This window comes from Pedococcus sp. P2_F6 (genome assembly GCF_056403675.1).
Genome location: NZ_JBFUEZ010000004.1, coordinates 762,911 through 778,925, shown reverse-complemented (window position 1 = coordinate 778,925; position 16,015 = coordinate 762,911). Strand labels below are relative to the sequence as shown.

Annotated in this window: 15 protein-coding genes and 1 pseudogene; 2 read left to right on the top strand and 14 right to left on the bottom strand. The window is 69.0% G+C overall.

Annotated features, from left to right (window positions below; genetic code table 11):
• The first annotated feature begins 3 nt into the window (after nucleotides 1-3).
• The gene (locus AC1DWP_RS15025; RefSeq protein ID WP_477615279.1) at nucleotides 4-600 is read left to right on the top strand and encodes a VOC family protein; all 597 of its coding nucleotides are present in this window, start codon (nucleotides 4-6) and stop codon (nucleotides 598-600) included.
• A gap of 67 nt (nucleotides 601-667) precedes the next feature.
• On the opposite strand, the gene AC1DWP_RS15020 is transcribed toward AC1DWP_RS15025, so the two are convergent.
• The 12 genes and pseudogenes from AC1DWP_RS15020 to AC1DWP_RS14965 all read right to left on the bottom strand — a co-directional run bounded on the left by AC1DWP_RS15020 (nucleotide 668) and on the right by AC1DWP_RS14965 (nucleotide 13,115).
• Nucleotides 668-1,225 carry a TetR/AcrR family transcriptional regulator gene (locus AC1DWP_RS15020; RefSeq protein ID WP_477615278.1) on the bottom strand — a complete coding sequence of 186 codons (558 nt, stop codon included), beginning with the start codon at nucleotides 1,223-1,225 and terminating at the stop codon, nucleotides 668-670.
• Nucleotides 1,222-1,662, bottom strand: a complete 441-nt coding sequence (locus AC1DWP_RS15015) for an SRPBCC family protein (protein ID WP_477615277.1) — start codon at nucleotides 1,660-1,662, stop codon at nucleotides 1,222-1,224. Before AC1DWP_RS15015 ends, AC1DWP_RS15020 begins: the two co-directional genes overlap by 4 nt.
• A 102-nt stretch (nucleotides 1,663-1,764) precedes the next feature.
• A complete protein-coding gene (locus AC1DWP_RS15010; RefSeq protein ID WP_477615276.1) occupies nucleotides 1,765-3,015 on the bottom strand; it encodes an MFS transporter in 1,251 nt (416 codons plus the stop codon).
• A gap of 198 nt (nucleotides 3,016-3,213) precedes the next feature.
• Nucleotides 3,214-3,711 carry a hypothetical protein gene (locus AC1DWP_RS15005; RefSeq protein WP_477615275.1) on the bottom strand — a complete coding sequence of 166 codons (498 nt, stop codon included), beginning with the start codon at nucleotides 3,709-3,711 and terminating at the stop codon, nucleotides 3,214-3,216.
• A 279-nt stretch (nucleotides 3,712-3,990) separates the two neighbouring features.
• Nucleotides 3,991-4,704 carry a response regulator transcription factor gene (locus tag AC1DWP_RS15000; RefSeq protein WP_477615274.1) on the bottom strand — a complete coding sequence of 238 codons (714 nt, stop codon included), beginning with the start codon at nucleotides 4,702-4,704 and terminating at the stop codon, nucleotides 3,991-3,993.
• The gene (locus AC1DWP_RS14995) at nucleotides 4,701-6,476 is read right to left on the bottom strand and encodes a sensor histidine kinase (RefSeq protein WP_477615273.1); all 1,776 of its coding nucleotides are present in this window, start codon (nucleotides 6,474-6,476) and stop codon (nucleotides 4,701-4,703) included. The genes AC1DWP_RS15000 and AC1DWP_RS14995 overlap by 4 nt, the downstream gene beginning before the upstream one ends.
• Before the next feature lie 322 nt (nucleotides 6,477-6,798).
• Entirely contained in the window at nucleotides 6,799-9,336 is a 2,538-nt protein-coding gene (locus tag AC1DWP_RS14990; protein ID WP_477615272.1) for a hypothetical protein, read from the bottom strand.
• A gap of 396 nt (nucleotides 9,337-9,732) precedes the next feature.
• Nucleotides 9,733-10,629 (bottom strand): hypothetical protein, encoded by an 897-nt coding sequence (locus AC1DWP_RS14985; protein ID WP_477615271.1) that lies wholly within the window; start codon nucleotides 10,627-10,629, stop codon nucleotides 9,733-9,735.
• Nucleotides 10,630-10,722: 93 nt separating this feature from the next.
• Nucleotides 10,723-10,899, bottom strand: a complete 177-nt coding sequence (locus tag AC1DWP_RS14980; protein ID WP_477615316.1) for an SRPBCC family protein — start codon at nucleotides 10,897-10,899, stop codon at nucleotides 10,723-10,725.
• A 47-nt stretch (nucleotides 10,900-10,946) separates the two neighbouring features.
• Nucleotides 10,947-11,153: pseudogene (locus tag AC1DWP_RS14975) on the bottom strand (SRPBCC family protein); the annotation flags it as partial.
• Between the two features lie 158 nt (nucleotides 11,154-11,311).
• Entirely contained in the window at nucleotides 11,312-12,508 is a 1,197-nt protein-coding gene (locus AC1DWP_RS14970; RefSeq protein WP_477615270.1) for a luciferase domain-containing protein, read from the bottom strand.
• A 28-nt stretch (nucleotides 12,509-12,536) separates the two neighbouring features.
• Complete coding sequence (locus AC1DWP_RS14965) at nucleotides 12,537-13,115, bottom strand: NADPH-dependent F420 reductase (RefSeq protein WP_477615269.1); 579 nt, start codon at nucleotides 13,113-13,115, stop codon at nucleotides 12,537-12,539.
• A gap of 93 nt (nucleotides 13,116-13,208) precedes the next feature.
• Here AC1DWP_RS14965 and AC1DWP_RS14960 point away from each other — a divergent pair, with 93 nt between their 5' ends.
• Nucleotides 13,209-13,724, top strand: coding sequence for a MarR family winged helix-turn-helix transcriptional regulator (locus AC1DWP_RS14960; protein WP_477615268.1), 516 nt, complete (start codon nucleotides 13,209-13,211; stop codon nucleotides 13,722-13,724).
• A gap of 41 nt (nucleotides 13,725-13,765) precedes the next feature.
• Here the strand turns inward: AC1DWP_RS14960 and AC1DWP_RS14955 are convergent, their stop codons facing one another.
• Both AC1DWP_RS14955 and AC1DWP_RS14950 read right to left on the bottom strand, forming a co-directional pair.
• Nucleotides 13,766-15,229 (bottom strand): phospholipase D family protein, encoded by a 1,464-nt coding sequence (locus tag AC1DWP_RS14955; RefSeq protein ID WP_477615267.1) that lies wholly within the window; start codon nucleotides 15,227-15,229, stop codon nucleotides 13,766-13,768.
• A gap of 48 nt (nucleotides 15,230-15,277) precedes the next feature.
• Nucleotides 15,278-15,964 (bottom strand): hypothetical protein, encoded by a 687-nt coding sequence (locus AC1DWP_RS14950; protein ID WP_477615266.1) that lies wholly within the window; start codon nucleotides 15,962-15,964, stop codon nucleotides 15,278-15,280.
• Between the last annotated feature and the right edge of the window lie 51 nt (nucleotides 15,965-16,015).

Below are 16,015 nucleotides of genomic sequence, written 5' to 3'. Positions count from 1 at the left end.
GGGATGGCCGATCCGGTGGGCGACATCATCGGGGACTATCGGGCGTTCGCCGCGCAGCAGCGCGACCGCCTTCTCGCCCGTGGCATCGACATCGGCCAGTACCCCCTCAGCCACCTCGCCGTCCGGGTGCCGGAGTGGGACCAGTACACGCACGTTCGGAGTCTTCTCGAACGCCACGCGGTCGCCAATCGCGAGAACGTCTGGAACGGCCGGCCGATCTCCTTGATCGTTCCCACCGAACCGCTCGAAGTCCTGGACGGCAAGGTCGTCCCGCTCATCGAGCTCATCCCGCCTGTGCACCAGCGCGTCTACAAGATGGGGTTGGAGCACCTCGGCGTCGTGGTGGGCGACAGTTTTGACGCCTTCGTCGAAGCCCACAAGCCCGTCCTGACGGGACAGCAGTTCCAGGGCCCGAACAGCACACCCGACCCCGTGTACATCTTGTTCGAGGACTTCACCCACGTGAAGTTCTATCGACTTTCACTGAGGGCGTCCGTAGAGCTCGATGCTGGCCCGTTCGACGACGGGTTCCATCACGTGGACGACTGGGTGCCCCAGCGGCTCGTGACCGCGACCGGCCCGAACCCTCTGCCGCGCTGAGGCACGCCCGGCGCTGGCAGGCCGGAATCCGCGAGGTGGGCATTCGCGGCAACGCGATACCGCCTCGTCAGGCGCGCGCAGAGTCCGGCCCGTCCACGATCTCCCCTGGCCCGGAGCTCTCGCACCTGTCGCCAGCGGGATCGAAGGCCGCCACCAGCTCATCCCAGGCAGCCTGGACGTCCGCCCCTTCGGGGAACCGGTTCGCCAGCTCGAGGTCGACCAGCCCGTGGGCCGCAGCCCAAAGCGCACGCGCCCGGTCCACGTTCCCGCCGCTCAGTGCCACCAGGCGTGCTGACGCAGCAGTCTCCACGCCCTCCCCAAGCTGGTTGCGGTGCAACGGCTTCCTCGTCGTCAGCTCGTAGAGCGATGGATGTGCCAGCGCCCACTGGCGGTAAGCGCGGCCCAGGGCGCGAAGATCGACGGCGAGGTGCAAGGCACTCGCCAGTTGGGTCAGCGCCCTTTCCTGCAGCTCCGCCTCGATCCGCTCCTTGCCATCGACGTGCTTGTACAACGAAGGGGCCTTGACACCGAGCTCGCCCGCAACACGTCGCATTGACAGGGCGTCCGGCCCCTCGTCCTCCAGCAACCTCTGGGCGACGTCGACGATCTCCTCCAGGCGACTCATGCGGTTTTGCCCGACACCGCACGCTGCCGTAGTCCGTCGTTCATGGCCTCAAAACCGGCTCGGGTGCGGGCCAACACCTTGCCGGTGAGCGGAACCAGCAGGCCGCTGAAGGCCTCGGACTGGGTCAGCCGGGTGCCTTGGTCTCCCAAGGATTCCAGGGTGAAGGTGTGTCGGCCGTCGAAGATGCCCTTGATGCCCATGGTGCCGAGCCACTCCAGGCGGCGGCCTGGCTCGACCTGGGTCACGGTGGGCTTGAACGTCATGGCTCGACCGCCGGGCGGCGCGATCCTGACCTCGAGCTGCTGGCCGGTGGCAAGCTCTCCGGACAGTTTCGTGATGAACGGGTTCCAGGCCGGGTATGCCGCGGTGTCGACGAGCGTCGCCCACACCCGCTCCTGGGTGGCCGGTATGTCGATGACCGTCGTGACGTTCTTCATGGCAGTTCTCCTCAGGGATGTGGCTAACGGTGTTAGCTCACTGAAGAACCATACTGGGCTAACACCGTTAGCCTGTCAAGGACCACCGCGACCCGGACGAGCTCATCGAACCCGTTTGACGGGGAGGATCGACGCCGCGGCGAGGAACGCACTCAGTCCCGCCACGGCATACAACACCGAGTAGCTCCCCCCGCTCAGGGCCAGGATGGCCGGCGCGATGGCCGGCGCGACAGCGCTGGGCAATGCGCCCGCGATGTTCAGCACGCCAAGGTCCTTCGCGGCGGTATCCGGGTCGGGTAGAACGTCCACGACGAGGGCGAGGTCGACGGCCATGTACATGCCGAAGCCCAACCCGGCGACCGCCATGCCGACCAGGAAGCCGTTGAAGCTGCTGGCCGCGGCGATGAAGAACATGGCCAAGCCGTAGGTTGCCGAGGCTGTGACGACGAAGGCCTTTCGCCGTCCCGTGCGGTCCGACAGCGTCCCCGCGACCAGCGACGCCGTGACCAGCACGACGGACTGGACGAGGGTGCCCAGGAAGACCTGTTGCGGCACAGCATCCTCGCTGCTCCCGAGGTGGTCCAAGAGGTAGTACGCCTGGTAGGTGGTCAGAAAGGCGAAGGCAAGGACGAACATGAAACGGCTGGCGAAGGCCCACGCGAAGTCCGGGCTCCTGCGCGGGCTGACCCAGAACGTGATGGCCAGCTCCCGCACCGACCACGTCGGCTTGTCTGCCCGGTCAAGTCGACGGTCCGGCAACGTCACCGCGAAGAGCAGGATGAAGAGCCCGCCGACGAGACACGGCATGAGAAACATCGCGAGCATGTGGCCTGTGAACAGCTTGACGAGGAACGTGCCCGCCACCGAAGCGATCGGGAGGCACACGCCGAGAACTCCGGCCACCATCCCGCGCTGGGTGGACGGCACCTGGTCGGGCAGCACCGCCACCATCGTGGCCAGCAGCGCGTTGAAACCCAGTTGCGCCAGGCACCATCCCAGCAGGACCAGCAGGATGGTCGGCGCCGCCGCGACGATGAGGACGCCCAGGGAGCCAACCGCGAGTCCGGCCACGATCCACGGCCGGCGCATACCCAGCGAGGAGGTGGTGCGGTCGCTGAGCTTGCCGAAGAAGGGGTTGGCGACGACTGCCACGGCGGCACCGATACCGGCAACCAGCGCAAGGCTTTTGGGTGCCCCGTCGATCCCGACGAGCGAGTTCACCTTCAGTGCCAGGCTCACCAGCAAGGGCGCGAGAAACACCAGGCACGTACTCATGTACGCCACCGTGTAGAGCAGTAGGAAGCGCCATTCGACGTCGGGCATCGTGGCGCGGTTCGCCTCCACCGTGGCCATGCCAGCGGCGGCGTTGTGTGAAGGGGTCGCGTCGATGCACCCAGTGTGCTCCGCCCCCGTTGCCCACCTGTTTCGCCGACATGTCCTCGGCGGTTCGAAGCGCGACAGAATGCTCGGCCGACGACCGAACCGCCCCCGCCGTGTCTTGGGCGAGAGCGGTTCGATTCGGACGCCCCGTTGCGAGGGCCCTTTCCGGCGTCAGGCCGTGTAGCCCTCCGCAGTCAGGCAGCGCGCGGCAATGACGCCGCTCTTGCCGACGGAACCACTGATCCGCCAGTAGGGACGGATGGTGTGCCAGCCAGCGGGGACATAGAGCACGACCATGCTGTGACGGGTCTGCCAGTACTGCGTGTAGTTGGCGAAGTTCTGGGCGCCCGGCGTCTGGATCCCGCCGGCGTCGACGCGGTAGCCGAGCCGGATCTCGGCGAGGCTGCTGACGCCCGCGTCGGCGTTGAAGTTGACCACGACGTAGCGACCGGTGGCGCCGTTGTTGACCCGCACCACCGAGTTGACGGGCTGCCAGCCGCTGGATGCGGTGTTGCTCCGGGCGTCGAACGCACACGCCTTCTGGTAGTAGGGAATGGCCTGGGCGGGCCCGGCCATCATCGCCGACATGCCGACCCCGGCAACCACGGCGGTGCTTGCGCCAATGAGTGCCTTCTTCGTACGGGACATGGTGGACAGAGCTGCAGACATGGTGAACCTTCGTTTCGTTCAGGTGAAGCCTGGTGTGGTGGCCCCCGGAGGGAGTGCGCCGACCCTGCGCCGGTTCTCAGATGGTTGGTGCCCGCTGATCCGGACCCGTCCCATCGGCGACATCTGTTGTGCTACTTGGCTGTTCGTGTGGACGTCCTGCGTCGCACTGAGGAACAGTGTTGGCGCACGGACGGCGTCGCGGATCCGCGTTTGCCCGCGCTGTCCCTACGTGGAAACACGCAAGAGTTCAGACTCGAGCGGGGCCGGGGCCCGGCTCCCTCACGGGCGGCTGTGTTGCGCCTGCAGGTAGGCAAGCACCGCCAGGACACGACGGTTGAGGGTCGTGTCGTGCCCGTGCAGGGGAAGCTTGGCGAAGACAGAGGCGACGTGGGCCTCGACGGTCCGCGGTGACAGATGCAGCTGCCGCCCGATCCCCGCGTTGGACATGCCCTCTGCCATCAGGCCGAGCACCTCCAGCTCCCGGTCCGTCAGGCTGCTGAGGGCGGAGGTCCGGCCATGGCTGCCCGTGAGGAGCTCGGAGACGATGTTCGGGTCTACGGCGGTGCCCCCTTCGGCAACCCGGGCTATGCCCTCCACCAGCGTGGGCACGTCGTTGACCCGGTCCTTGAGCAGGTAGCCCAGACCGGCTGCTCCGTCCTGGAGGAGGCGACGTGCCCATTCCGCCTCGGCATAGGTGCTGAGGACCAGCACCCCCACGTGCGGCCAGTCCCGCCGGATGACGTGCGCCGTGACGATCCCCTCATCGGTGTGCGTCGGCGGCATGCGCACGTCGAGCACGACGACATCGGGACGGGCCGCCTTGATGAGGGCCGGCAAAGGCTCCGCGCTGGCCACTTGGCCCACCACCTCGATCCCCGCCGCGGTGAGGAGCCCGGCCAGACCCTGGCGGAAGAGTGACGAGTCGTCCACGAGGATCACCCGCAGGTGTTGCCCGGCGTCCGACAGGTCCTGTGGTCCCGGCGGGGCGCTCACGATGACTGACCGACTGTGACGGGGAAGCCGACCCGAAGCCGGCTGCCACAGGATTGGGGATGACCGGCGCAGGGGTCGGTGTGCAGGACGACCTCGCCACCCAGCGCGTGCACCCGGTCCCGCAGGCCCATGAGCCCGCCCTCCGGGGTGAAGTGTGCCTTGCCGTTGCCGTCGTCTGCGATCTCGACGGACAGGTACGGCCCCTCGGCCACGACCGTCACCGTCGCGGTCGTGGCCCCGGCATACCGCGTGATGTTCGCGAGCGCCTCGGCCACGACGAAGTACACCGCGGACTCGACTGCCGGCTCCAACCGGCGCCCGGCCAGGACCGGATCCAGCCGCAAGGTGACCCGCTCGGAGGCGCTCTGGCACAGGTAGGGCAGCGCGGCGCCGAGCCCGCCCTGGCTCAGCGCCGCCGGGTGGATGCCGCGGGCGAGCTGGCGCAGCTCGGCCATGGCGTCGGTGAGTCGGGTCCGTGCGTCGCTGACGAGGTCGCGCATCTGCGCCTCGGTCGCGAAGTCGGACTGCGCGAGCGTCGCCATCACCGCCAGGAACTGCTGCTGTGCGCCGTCGTGGAGGTTGCGCTCCACCCTGCGTCGCTCCGCCATGCCAGCCTCCACGATCCGGGCACGGGACGCCCGGAGCTCGGCCATCCGCTGAAGCAACTCACTGGTGAGCCTCGTGTTCTCGATCCCGAGCTGGGCTGCCGAGAAAGCCGAGCGGAGCAGCACAGGGTCGCCGACGGCGCGCCGGTCGTATCCCACCACCACCAGAGCCGTCCCGTCCGCCGATGCCAGCGCCACCCTCCCCCTCCTGTCGCTCCCCGTCGCCCAAGGGACTGGGTCGGCGCCCCACAGGGGAGCTTTGTCGTCGTCGCTGGCCGGTCTGACGGTGAGTGATGGGTCGAGCAGCACGTGGCGCAGCGCTATCTCGAGCTGGGCCAGGTCGCCCGTGCCGGCCGCACGGAGGATCTCCGACGTCACCGCGGCGGCGGCGGCACGTCGGCGAAGCAGGTCGGCGAGGAGCCCCACCGGAATGGTCGCCGCACTGAGGTTCCGCGCGACCGCCACCGGCGCCCACGCCGCGCTGGGGGTCCCGAGGATCCACACGACCTGGTCGAGGGCCGCGGCCGTGGCGCAGATGGCGCCCACGACGGCGAGGGGCATGAGGGACTGCCGGGTGACACCACGCGAGCCGGCCGCACGCATCACCAGCAGGACGCCCGCCCAGCCCAACAGCAGAGTCGTGCAGCCGTAGGCGCCCCGGATGAACACCCAGTCGTGCCACCACGCGTCCAGCGCGAGCACCGGTCGGTCGAAGGACGCGTGCAGGGGGCTGGGAAGGGCGCCACGGGTGAAGACCAGCGGCACCCGCAGCAGGACACTCGAGACCACCAGGCCCCAGCCGACCACCCGACCCTGCGTCGTCATCCTCGATTCGGGGTATCGCAGCACGAGGGTGACAGCGGCGGCCAGGTACAGCGGCTCGAGGACGAAACCGACCACCGTCAGTCCCTGGGGGTATGCGGGGTGATTGAGGTCGCCGGGAATGGTCGCCGCCGCGACCGCGAGGCAGGCCCAGCCGTTGACGCGGGGAAGCCCCGCGGCGAACAGCGCCAGTCCCACGACGACGAACGCGATGACGACGAGCCAGGCGATGGACACCAGGGCGACGTCGTCACGAAGGTGCGGCAGAGAGGTGCCGATCTTCAGGGCGACTATGCCGATTCCCGTGGCCGTGGCGACGTGAGCCCGACTGAGCCTCTTCCGCACTCCGCTCGACCGCCTTTCCGCTGATACACCGTGTTTTCACCGACTCGGAATCGGCACTTCCACGCACCACCTTCCCGGGGACACACGGATCCCGACCCCGGCCCGCTCGACCTACGGTGACGAACGAGGGTCCTGGGGCGACGCAGCTGACGTCCCGGGTCGAGATCGGAAGGTCCGGCCGCGGGAAATCCCTCGGAACCTGAGCGGAGGAAGTCGTGAAACGCAGCAGAACCCGTCGGACCGGCGGCCACCACCCCCTGGTCCACCGCTCCGCCGCCGGCTGGGCGTGGCAGTGCGCCTGTGGCGGCGCCTCGTCCCGCAGCTATCCATGTGACTCGTCCTGGCACGTGGTGCTCGTCGGCGCCTTGCACCACGCCAGCTCCGTCATCGCCTGACGCACCAGGCTGCACCCCAGCTCGCGGTACGCCTCGAAGGTGAACTCGTCGAAGAGCTCGTACTCCATGGTCGTTGACGGGAAGCCGGGGTTGCGCGTGCGGTAGCTCTGCAGGTCCCAGGGCTGACCCTTCGGCAGCAAGGCCTTGATGTAGACGATGTCGCACGTCGACCCGTCGGGATAGGTCGCCGTGCAGACGGTCCACCCGCTCCGCGGGTACTGGCGAGCTCCTCGGCGCAACCGGCGGGGGTCGAACGCGATCTCCACCTGCTGGTCCATCCGTGCGGTGGCGATGGCGTTGGCCATAGTGGGGAAGCCGTCCTCCGGGTCCCCCGATCCGTCGAGCATGATGATGCGACGCGGCTTCGTGCGCAGGGCCTCCACGAGACCGAGGTTGTCGTAGTGGCCGCCGTCCGTGACGTACAGGAACGGCATGATGATCCGGGGCAGCCCGATGGCCTCGTGGAACAACAGCGACGGCGCGAAGTTGTCGAGGTAGTCGTTCACGCGAAGGACCCACCGAGCCCATCTCAGTCCCTCGGTGCCCCGCTGTCGTCGCGCGTCGTTGGCGACCCAGTACGGGTTCCGCACCCAGAGACCGAGGCGGATGTTGGCCAGGGCCAGCAGCAGCCGGTAGCGGCCCAGGACCCTGTCGTCGCGTCCCGCGATGGGGGCCACGGCCGCCCCGGACATCGCGACCGCCATGGCCACGGTGAGCTGACGGGACGCCCGGGCCTTCCACTTGACGTCCAGGTCGTAGCTGTACGCCTTCGCGTCGAGCAGGGCGGTCCCCCCGGGTAGCCGCGGATCGCTGATCCCGACCGTGTCGGACAGGACGAAGGGCGTTCCGTGGCGGTCGGCCGGGAGCAGGTCGGGGTCGCGCACGTTTGCCGTCCCCAGGAGCATGAGCTTCGGCCAGACGCCGGGCGACGCGTCGGCGTTCACCTCCGCGAGGGTGGGCGTCGTGAAGGGCTCCGGCTTCCCCCCATCCGGTTGGTACGAGAGGTATGCCGCGTCCAGCCGGTCGCGGTAGAACTGGAAGATCGACGTGTCGTTCACCTTGAAGAGGACGGCGATCAGAAGCGGGACGAACACGAACACCCAGCCGTGGGTCCCGAGGATCCAGGAGTCCCGAAGGGCGAGCAAGGTGAACAGGACCAACGACCCGTACAGCCCGACGAGGAACACGATGATGGCGAGCACGGGTGCCGCCTGACGCCGGAACCAGGTGAGGAAACCCTGCTGTCCGGCGCTGAGGACGTCCTGTCGTAGACCGGTTCGCGCGGCGTTCAGGAGGCCGAGAAACGCGGTCAACGTCGTCACCAGGCCCGCGAGGGTGACCTGGAAGGTGCCGAGGTCGGGGCCGGTCCAGCTCTGCGTCCGGCCCTCGAGCTGGTACGCCAACCACAGCACCCCTGGGAAGAGCGGGAAGAAGAACAGGGCCATCTGGGACGCGCGGGCACCGAGGTTGCCGACGGCGAACTGCCACCCCTCTGAGGTCTCCCAGGTGCTGCGGCGCTGGGAGAACGTTGCTGGGCCAGCGCGGGCGCGCTCGCCATTGCGCCCCTCCCCCGACCAGGGGGCCGGATTCCGACGTGCGAGCAGGAACCACACGAAGGCCACCCCGAACAGGAACAGCGACGGAAGCGCCAGCAGGGGAAGCGGTTGGTGGCCTCCAGGGTTCCACGCCCAGTCACCGTCGTCGGGAACCACGAGAAGCCCGCTGCTCACGGCATACGTGGCCGTCAGCCACGCCAGCACGACGCTCAGGCAGCCCAGCAGAACCAGGTTGGACATGATGCCCAGGAGCAGGGAGGCAATGAGCTCGAACCGTACCTCCGGTGAGGAGGCGAGGTACTTCGTCGACCGGCGCAGCCGGTTGAGCTCATCGGAACCGCTGGCGAACGGACCGGGATCGCCGTCGCAGTCCTTAGGGCTGTCGGCCGGGCGTACGCCCTCGACACCGATAACCCGCCTCCGCCGCCACGCCAGCGTGCTGAACGCCGCGGCCATGTACCCGCCACCGCTGACGCCGACGAGGTGACTCGCACCCTGGAGGATCCGGTGGTGCGACAGTTGCTGAAGGGCCCCCAGGCAGAACGAGGCGGACTTGATGCCTCCCCCGGAGCAGCAGACGACCGTGGTGGGCTCGGGCGCTGGGCCGTCGTCCCCGGGCCGGGTGCCCTTGATGATGCCGACCGGCCCCGAGGGCACCGCGGCGGCGGGCGGGCCACTGCCGACCAGCTCAGCCTGCTCGCCCGCGAACGGCCGGCTGACGACGAGGGCGAGGAAGCGCAGCATTGTCATGAGTAGCAGCACGGCGAGCACCACCACGAGGAAGACCAAGGCTGGATTCTGTTGGGGCGCGCCCTGGTCGAGCAGCGCGAGATAGAGCAGCAGGAGCAGCCACACCGCACTCAGAGCGGCGAGGTGCGCGAAGGCGCACTTGCGGCCCTTGCGTTCCACGAAGGCCGCGTCGTGGACGGGCTGCGGTTGTTGGCGCCCATGCGTCCCTGCCCCCGGAGCTGAAGCCGGGTCCGGGCCTGACCCGGGCACCCGCGACACCGGAGGGAGTGCTCTCGCGTCGTGCGACATGGAAGGCATCCCTTCTCGCCGACCCCGGCTCGACGCCGGTGGGAGGCTGCTCGGCATGCGGAGCGGCAAGCCAGCAGGAGTCAGCGCGTCGATGCGAAGGCAAACCCATGCTATGGGTCCGATGCGAGGGCGTACAGGGCTAGCCGACCGACGATGCACGGTCTGCCTCCGGCGGGGACCAGCCGTGGCAGATCACACCGAGCCCGCCCGCGCGGCAGTGGGCCCGTCCCACCGTGGCGGGACGGGCCCATCGGGTCGCGAGTTCGATCAGGGGGTGACGGCGGCCGTCCTTGCTACCAGCCGACTTCCGGAGGGCACTGGGAACGGGTGGCCGAGGACGGCGAGCCGGCCCCGCACCTGGTTCTGGGCTTGACAGTCGTTGGTGCAGTTGGTCGGGGGGTTCGCGACTTCGGTTGCGTCCTCACCGGCGACGAAGCCCAGGCGGCCACCACTGGCAACGTCCCAGGCGGACATGCCGCCGCAGTGGCGGACGCTGGGCGTGACGGGGGTGGACGAGTTGCACGCCGCTTGTGGCACGCGGGTCGCCACCTGGGCGCTGTCGCGAGCCACGAAGCGTGGCGACAAGTCGTTGGCGATGTTGACGCGCGTGGACACCTGGACGCAGAACTGCCCGGGCGGTCCGGTTTGGACGCTGGTGCAGCCCGAGCCGAGGAATTGACCAACCCGGGCCCGGAAGTTCGGGTTGTCGAAGTAGAACGGTGTCAGCCCGGGAACCGTTGACTCGGCCAAGGTGTGCGTGATGCGGGTGGTTGTGCCGTCGCCTCGCTCGGGCTCCATCTGGAAGATCCCGCCCTGTGCGCAGTCCTTGGCCTGGATCTTCATCGAAAGGCCGGTGCCCGTGCGTTGCAGCACGAGGTCCTCGTCATCGAGCTCGAGGGAGATGGCGCTGCTCAGCACGAGCCCGCGGTGGTTGGGCACCTTGCTGGCGAAGACGGGCGTGAAACGTCCGCCGGTGAGGTCGAGCTCGTTGGCCGCACCAGTGAAGGCCTGGTTCAGGACGGCGAAGTCCGCGCTGCGGACGTCGAACTGGGTGTACCGGCCACGGACGGCGAACGTGGCCCCGAACTGCGATGCCGGGATCGTCGTGCGGACTCGGTCCTCCCCGGCGGCAGCGACGGTGGCTCCGGTCGTGAGGTTGACCAACCGGAAGCCGCCGTTGACGCACCCCTTGGAGGACGCGGCCTGCGCCGGTGCTGTCGAAGTGGTCAGGGCTGAGGCGACGAGGGCTACGGCGACTCAGGATTCCAGCGCACGGCGGAGGTTCTCGACGAAGACCTTGTTCCGCCTCGGAACCATGAACGCCATCATCGGCGTCACGAGCACCTTCAGGCCCTCGGGGCGCATTTCCACCGTGCGAGTGAACCGCGACCCATCGCCCGCCGCCTCGACCGTGTAGGTGATCCGCGGCCGCACCCAGCGAAGTCGGCCCGATACACGACCCGCGTGCCTGGCTCGACCTCGAGAGCCGTAAACGTTCCGTCAGTCTTGCCCAAGAAGGGCTTGAACTTCAGGGGGTAGGTCTTGCCAACGACAGGGACCCGATCGGTCTCTCGAGGAACCGACTCTATGTCGACGTGCCAGCTCGGTTCATTCTGAAGGTCGGCGACGTATCGGAACACCTCTTCGGGCCGGCGGGCGACGACGACGCTCTCCGCTGATGTGACCATCGCTCGTCCTCAGGGCCTCACCAAGCCCTCGGTGCAGCTGGCTCCCTGCGGCGATCGACCGGGACCCCAGTCCATGTCTCAGGGCGTCCGACCAACCCTTCGGCATTGGTCGAGAAGCGGGCGACATGACGGGGATTCGTGTTTCCTGTTTCGATGCTTCAGGACGTTGATTGAGTTGCGAACGCGTGAGCCGCGGTCGTGATGGCCACGACGGTGTCGAGCTCTTCGGCGTCGCGGGGTCCGAAGAGCATGACGAAGCCAGGTGCGAGCCGGGTCCCGGCCCATGGGTGCGGCTGGCCCCACCCTCGGGCGACCAGGTCGGCCGCCAGTGGTGCCGGCAGGGCAAGGTGGAGTGAGCCGTCGTAGCCCGGGTGGAGGTGAGCGAACTCCCCCACCTGGGGAACGAGGAACGCGTCCTCAGGTCCGCTCCCGGCGGCGACGAGGAAGGCGCGAGCGCCGGGCACCGAGATGTGGGACGCAGCGGTCGAGACACCTGTCAGACCACCGATCCGCTCGAACAGCTGCTGCTGCAGCTCTGCTGGTGCGTTCTGCGTCAGCTGCTGTTGGGGGATGGCCCACGACACCTGCGGTCGCGATCCGCGTCGATGCGGCAACACCCCACCCGGCACCGAGGGCCACGTGACCTCCTGCGCCAGCCCGATCGTGACAGGTTGGTGCTGGGCAACGAAGTCAGCCCGGTCGGCGATCCAGCCCGACAGGCTGTGCAGCGTGGCGGCGGTGACCCCGTGGCCGCCAGGGTCTCGCCGGGCAACCGTGGGCGCGCCGGACTCCGTGAGCAGGTACGTCCAGGTGCGCTCGAGCAGCTCACCAGGGATCACCTGGTCGGCATCGCCCTGGGCCACGAACATCGGGAGGTTGGCCAAGCGGCCGGTGTCGACCGGGAGCCCCCCGTCGAACGGCATCGTGCCGTACAGGATCGCGGCCCCCGCGTACCGGGAGGGGTCGGCAAGGACCAGGCCGCCGGCAAACGCAGCGCCGCCGCTGAACCCGACGAGGAACACCGGCCGCCCGGGGGCTGCCACCTCGTCGAGCCAGCGGGCGAACCAGCGCATCGTCGCCCCGAGGGACTCCGCGACGGGGCGACCGATCCCGCGGTTGGCGAACCACGCGAAGCCGCCACCCTCGGCGATAGGGGCACGCACCGCGGCATACGCCAGGCCGTCGGGCAGGTGCGGAGCCAGCGACAGGATGTCCCGCTCGCTGGATCCCCGTCCGTGCAGCAACACGACAAGCGGCGCGGACGGCTCGGTCCCACCGTAGGTCGCGACGACGGGAGCGCCGAACGCGCCCGTCGCGCCTTCCCCGTCCCTGGAGTGGGTCTGAGAGATGCTCACGGCTGCTCCGATCGACTCGACGTGGTCGTCAGGCGGGGACGACGCCGAAGCCGCCGGTCCAGGCGATCTTCTCGTTGGCTGCCAGGGTGATCTGCAGGAAGCCGATCGCCTCGAGCTCGGTGGCCCGCGACAGCGACCCCGCGTCGATGGCCTTGAGGCCACCGGAGGTGACGACGCCGGCCAGGGCCGACTTCGCGTCCGCATCGTCGCCGGCGATCAGCACGGTGGTGGTGAGCTCACCCACCGTGCCTGCCGCCAGCGTGGCGGCGAACGTGGTGTTGAACGCCTTGACGACGCGAGACTGCGGCAGCGCGCCGGCGATCTCCGCGGTGGCGGAGCTGTCCGCGGGGACCGTAAGGGAGTCGAAGGTCTCGAAGTTGAGCGGGTTGGTGATGTCGACGACCACCTTGCCGGCCAGGCTGTCGCCGCGCTCGGCGATCACGCTGCTCACGGCCGGATAGGGAACAGCCAGTACGACGATGTCGCCGGTGACCTGCGTCGCGGCGTCGTCCTGGCCGAGCAGCTGGACCGAGTGTCCGCCGCGTCCGGCCACGGCCGCGATCGCCTGGCCCATGTTGCCGGTACCGATGATGGAGAGGTGTGCCATGTGGTGCTCCTGGGTCGATGGTGATTGGTTGATGCTTCAAGTAACACCCTACACCGTTTAGTTGTTCCTTCAAGTATTCGCTATCGTGGACCCATGGAACCGAGATGGCTGGACGAGGGCGAACGGGCGGCCTGGCTGCGGCTCATCGCGGTGACGGAGCTCCTGCCGAGCGCCTTGGACGCGCAGCTGCGGCGGGACGCCCAGCTCACCCACTTCGACTACTTCGTCCTCGCGATGCTCTCCGAGGCGCCGGACCGCACGCTGCGGATGAGCGCACTCGCTCAGCGCACCAACGCCACCCTCCCCCGCCTGTCCCACGTCGTCCGACGACTCGAGGAACGCAACCTCGTCGAGCGCTTCCCCTGCCCCGAGGACAAGAGGGCCACCAACGCCCGACTCACCCCGACCGGCTGGGAGAAGGTGGTGGCGGCCGCACCCGGGCACGTGACGGCGGTGCGCCGTCACGTCTTCGACGCCTTGGAACCCGCCCAGGTCGAGCAGCTCAGGCAGATCTGCGACGCCATGTTGACCACCCTCGATCCCGACGGGCTGATGAGCCGGCTGTTCACCGGGCACACCTCGGGTTCGGGCCGGTCAGCGGGCGGGTAGCACCCGACAGGTCGCCGACGACCACCCGCCGAGGCCGGACCTCAGAACGTGTCGGTGCGGCGCAGGCCCCGTGGTCGTCCATCGGGGTCGAACAGGATCCGGTATGCCGGGTCGGCCCACAGTCGGACAGCGCGGCGTACCGGCGCGAGGGCGTGGGGCCGGATGCGGGCGGCTGGCTCCTGGGCACGCTCCGCCCACAGGCCCGTGGCGTGATCCAGGTCGAGGAGTCGAGGGTCCTCCGGCGGCAGTCCGAGGTGCTCAGCCCACAGGGTCGCGCGGAGCTCGCCCGGCAGGCGGCCTTCCGGGTCGACCACGGCGCAGGTGACCTCGGAGTCGTGGGTCCAGGAGCGCAGGTTCAGGTTGTCGGACCCGCAGGTCATCCACTCGTCGTCGACGATGCAGACCTTCGCGTGGACGTAGACCGGTGTGCCGGCGGCGTTCTGTAGGTCGTACATGGCGAAACGTGCCCCGCCTGCCGCGTGCAGCAGGTCCCTCGCCAGCTGCTGGCCCCGGCGCATCGGTGTGCCGCTCATCGCGCTGTCCTCTTCGGGGAACCGCGGGACCACGGCGATGACCTGTAGTGCGGGTTCCCGGCGGAGTGCCTCCGCGAGCGTGCCCGTCACGGCCTCGGACCAGAAGTACTGGTCCTCGATGTAGACCAGCCGCTGCGCGCGGGCGAAGGCATGTTCGTACGCCTTGGCGATCGTTCTCTCCCCGTGCGGGGCGAAGGGAAACGGCGGTCGCTTCGCGGGATACGTGCGCAGGATCTGCACCAGGTGGGGACCGCGCGCTGGTGGAGGGTCCCAGCGTTCCGGCAAGGGCTCTGGATGCCTCGGCACCCGGGACGCGATGTTGACCAGCGCGCGGTACGGGTTGCGGTGATCCAGCGGTGTGGGGTCGTCCCAGCGCTCGGAGAAGACATCGAGGACGTGGCTGACGGCCGGACCGCGGATCTCCATGGTGGCGTCGTGCCAGGGCGGGTTCGGGCCGTAGCGTTCGTCCAGCGGCGCCGCCTGCGGATCTCCGAGGTGCTCGGCGTCGTCCCGCCGACCGTGGCAGAGGTCGATCCCGCCGACGAAAGCCACGTCCTCGTGCGGGCGACCCTGCCGCCGCACTACCAGCAGCTTCTGGTGGTGCGACCCGCCACGGCGCACGCGCTCGTCGAAGAGCGCTTCGCCACCCGCCTCGTTGATGACCGCGCCGAGATGGCGGTTCTCCTGCTCGTTGAAGCGCAGGTTGTCGCTGTGCGAGCGCCACAGCAGGCAACGGACCTCGACACCCCGACCCATGGCGTCGACCAACAGGGCGCCGATGGTCGGACCGCCTTCAGCGAGCAGCTCGTCGGCGTCGCCTCGCCAGTCCGTGAAGAAGATCCGGTCCCCTTCGAGCGTGGCTCCCACGACCTGGATCAGGCGCGCGAAGTACTCGGCGCCGTGCACGTGTGGAACCACGAGGTTTCCCGCAGTCCACGGGCGATCTCGCTGCGGGAGGAACCAGTCGCTCATCCCTACAGGCTGCCAGTCGGACGCCTTGACTCGTCGAACGGACGTCCGTCACGCCTCGAGGTCGACTCGGTCGACCCTCCGGTGGAATCGCATCCCTGCGACGCCCCCGGCGATGGCACCCACCAGGCTGGTGACAGCGGCGAGAACGAGCGCGATGACACCGGCGGTGTTGAGGTCCGAGGTGCTGATCGGGAGCCGGGGGAAGCTGTTGAGCTGACCGAGCACGTCGTACTTGCTGCCCGCGGCGACTCCGACGATGGCCACGACCACCGCGACCACCAGGGCCCAGACCCACACGGCCACACCCTGTTTGGCACCGTTGAACCGCGCCATGCGACCGGCGACGTATCCGCCGCAGTAGTAGCTCACCAGGAGAATCACGGCGAGGGCGATCGCACCCACGATGCCCACCGTCGTCGCGTCGGCGGATGCTTGGTCGACCGCCTCGGTGGCGTCGGTCCCGGTGCTCAGCCCGACTGCCGTACCTGCGGCAGCCAGCACCGCGGTGAGGACGACCGCCATGCCCATGGCGGTGAGCCAGCCGAAGAAGGCGGAGCCGACCTTCACGCCTCCGAACCGTTCGGCTTGGGCTGCAGCCCGCCTCTCGTCATAGCCAGCACGCCCGTCCTCGACATAGGTCGCGCGCCCGCCCTCGGCATCGCCGGCTCGGTCGTGGCGGTCTGCCACCAGTGCTTCGTCCTGGTCATGATCGCGGGACTCGTGTGTGCTCTTCATGTTCGCCTCCTTGTGGGGCCCGGACCCGGATGATCTGACCCGGGCGCGAGC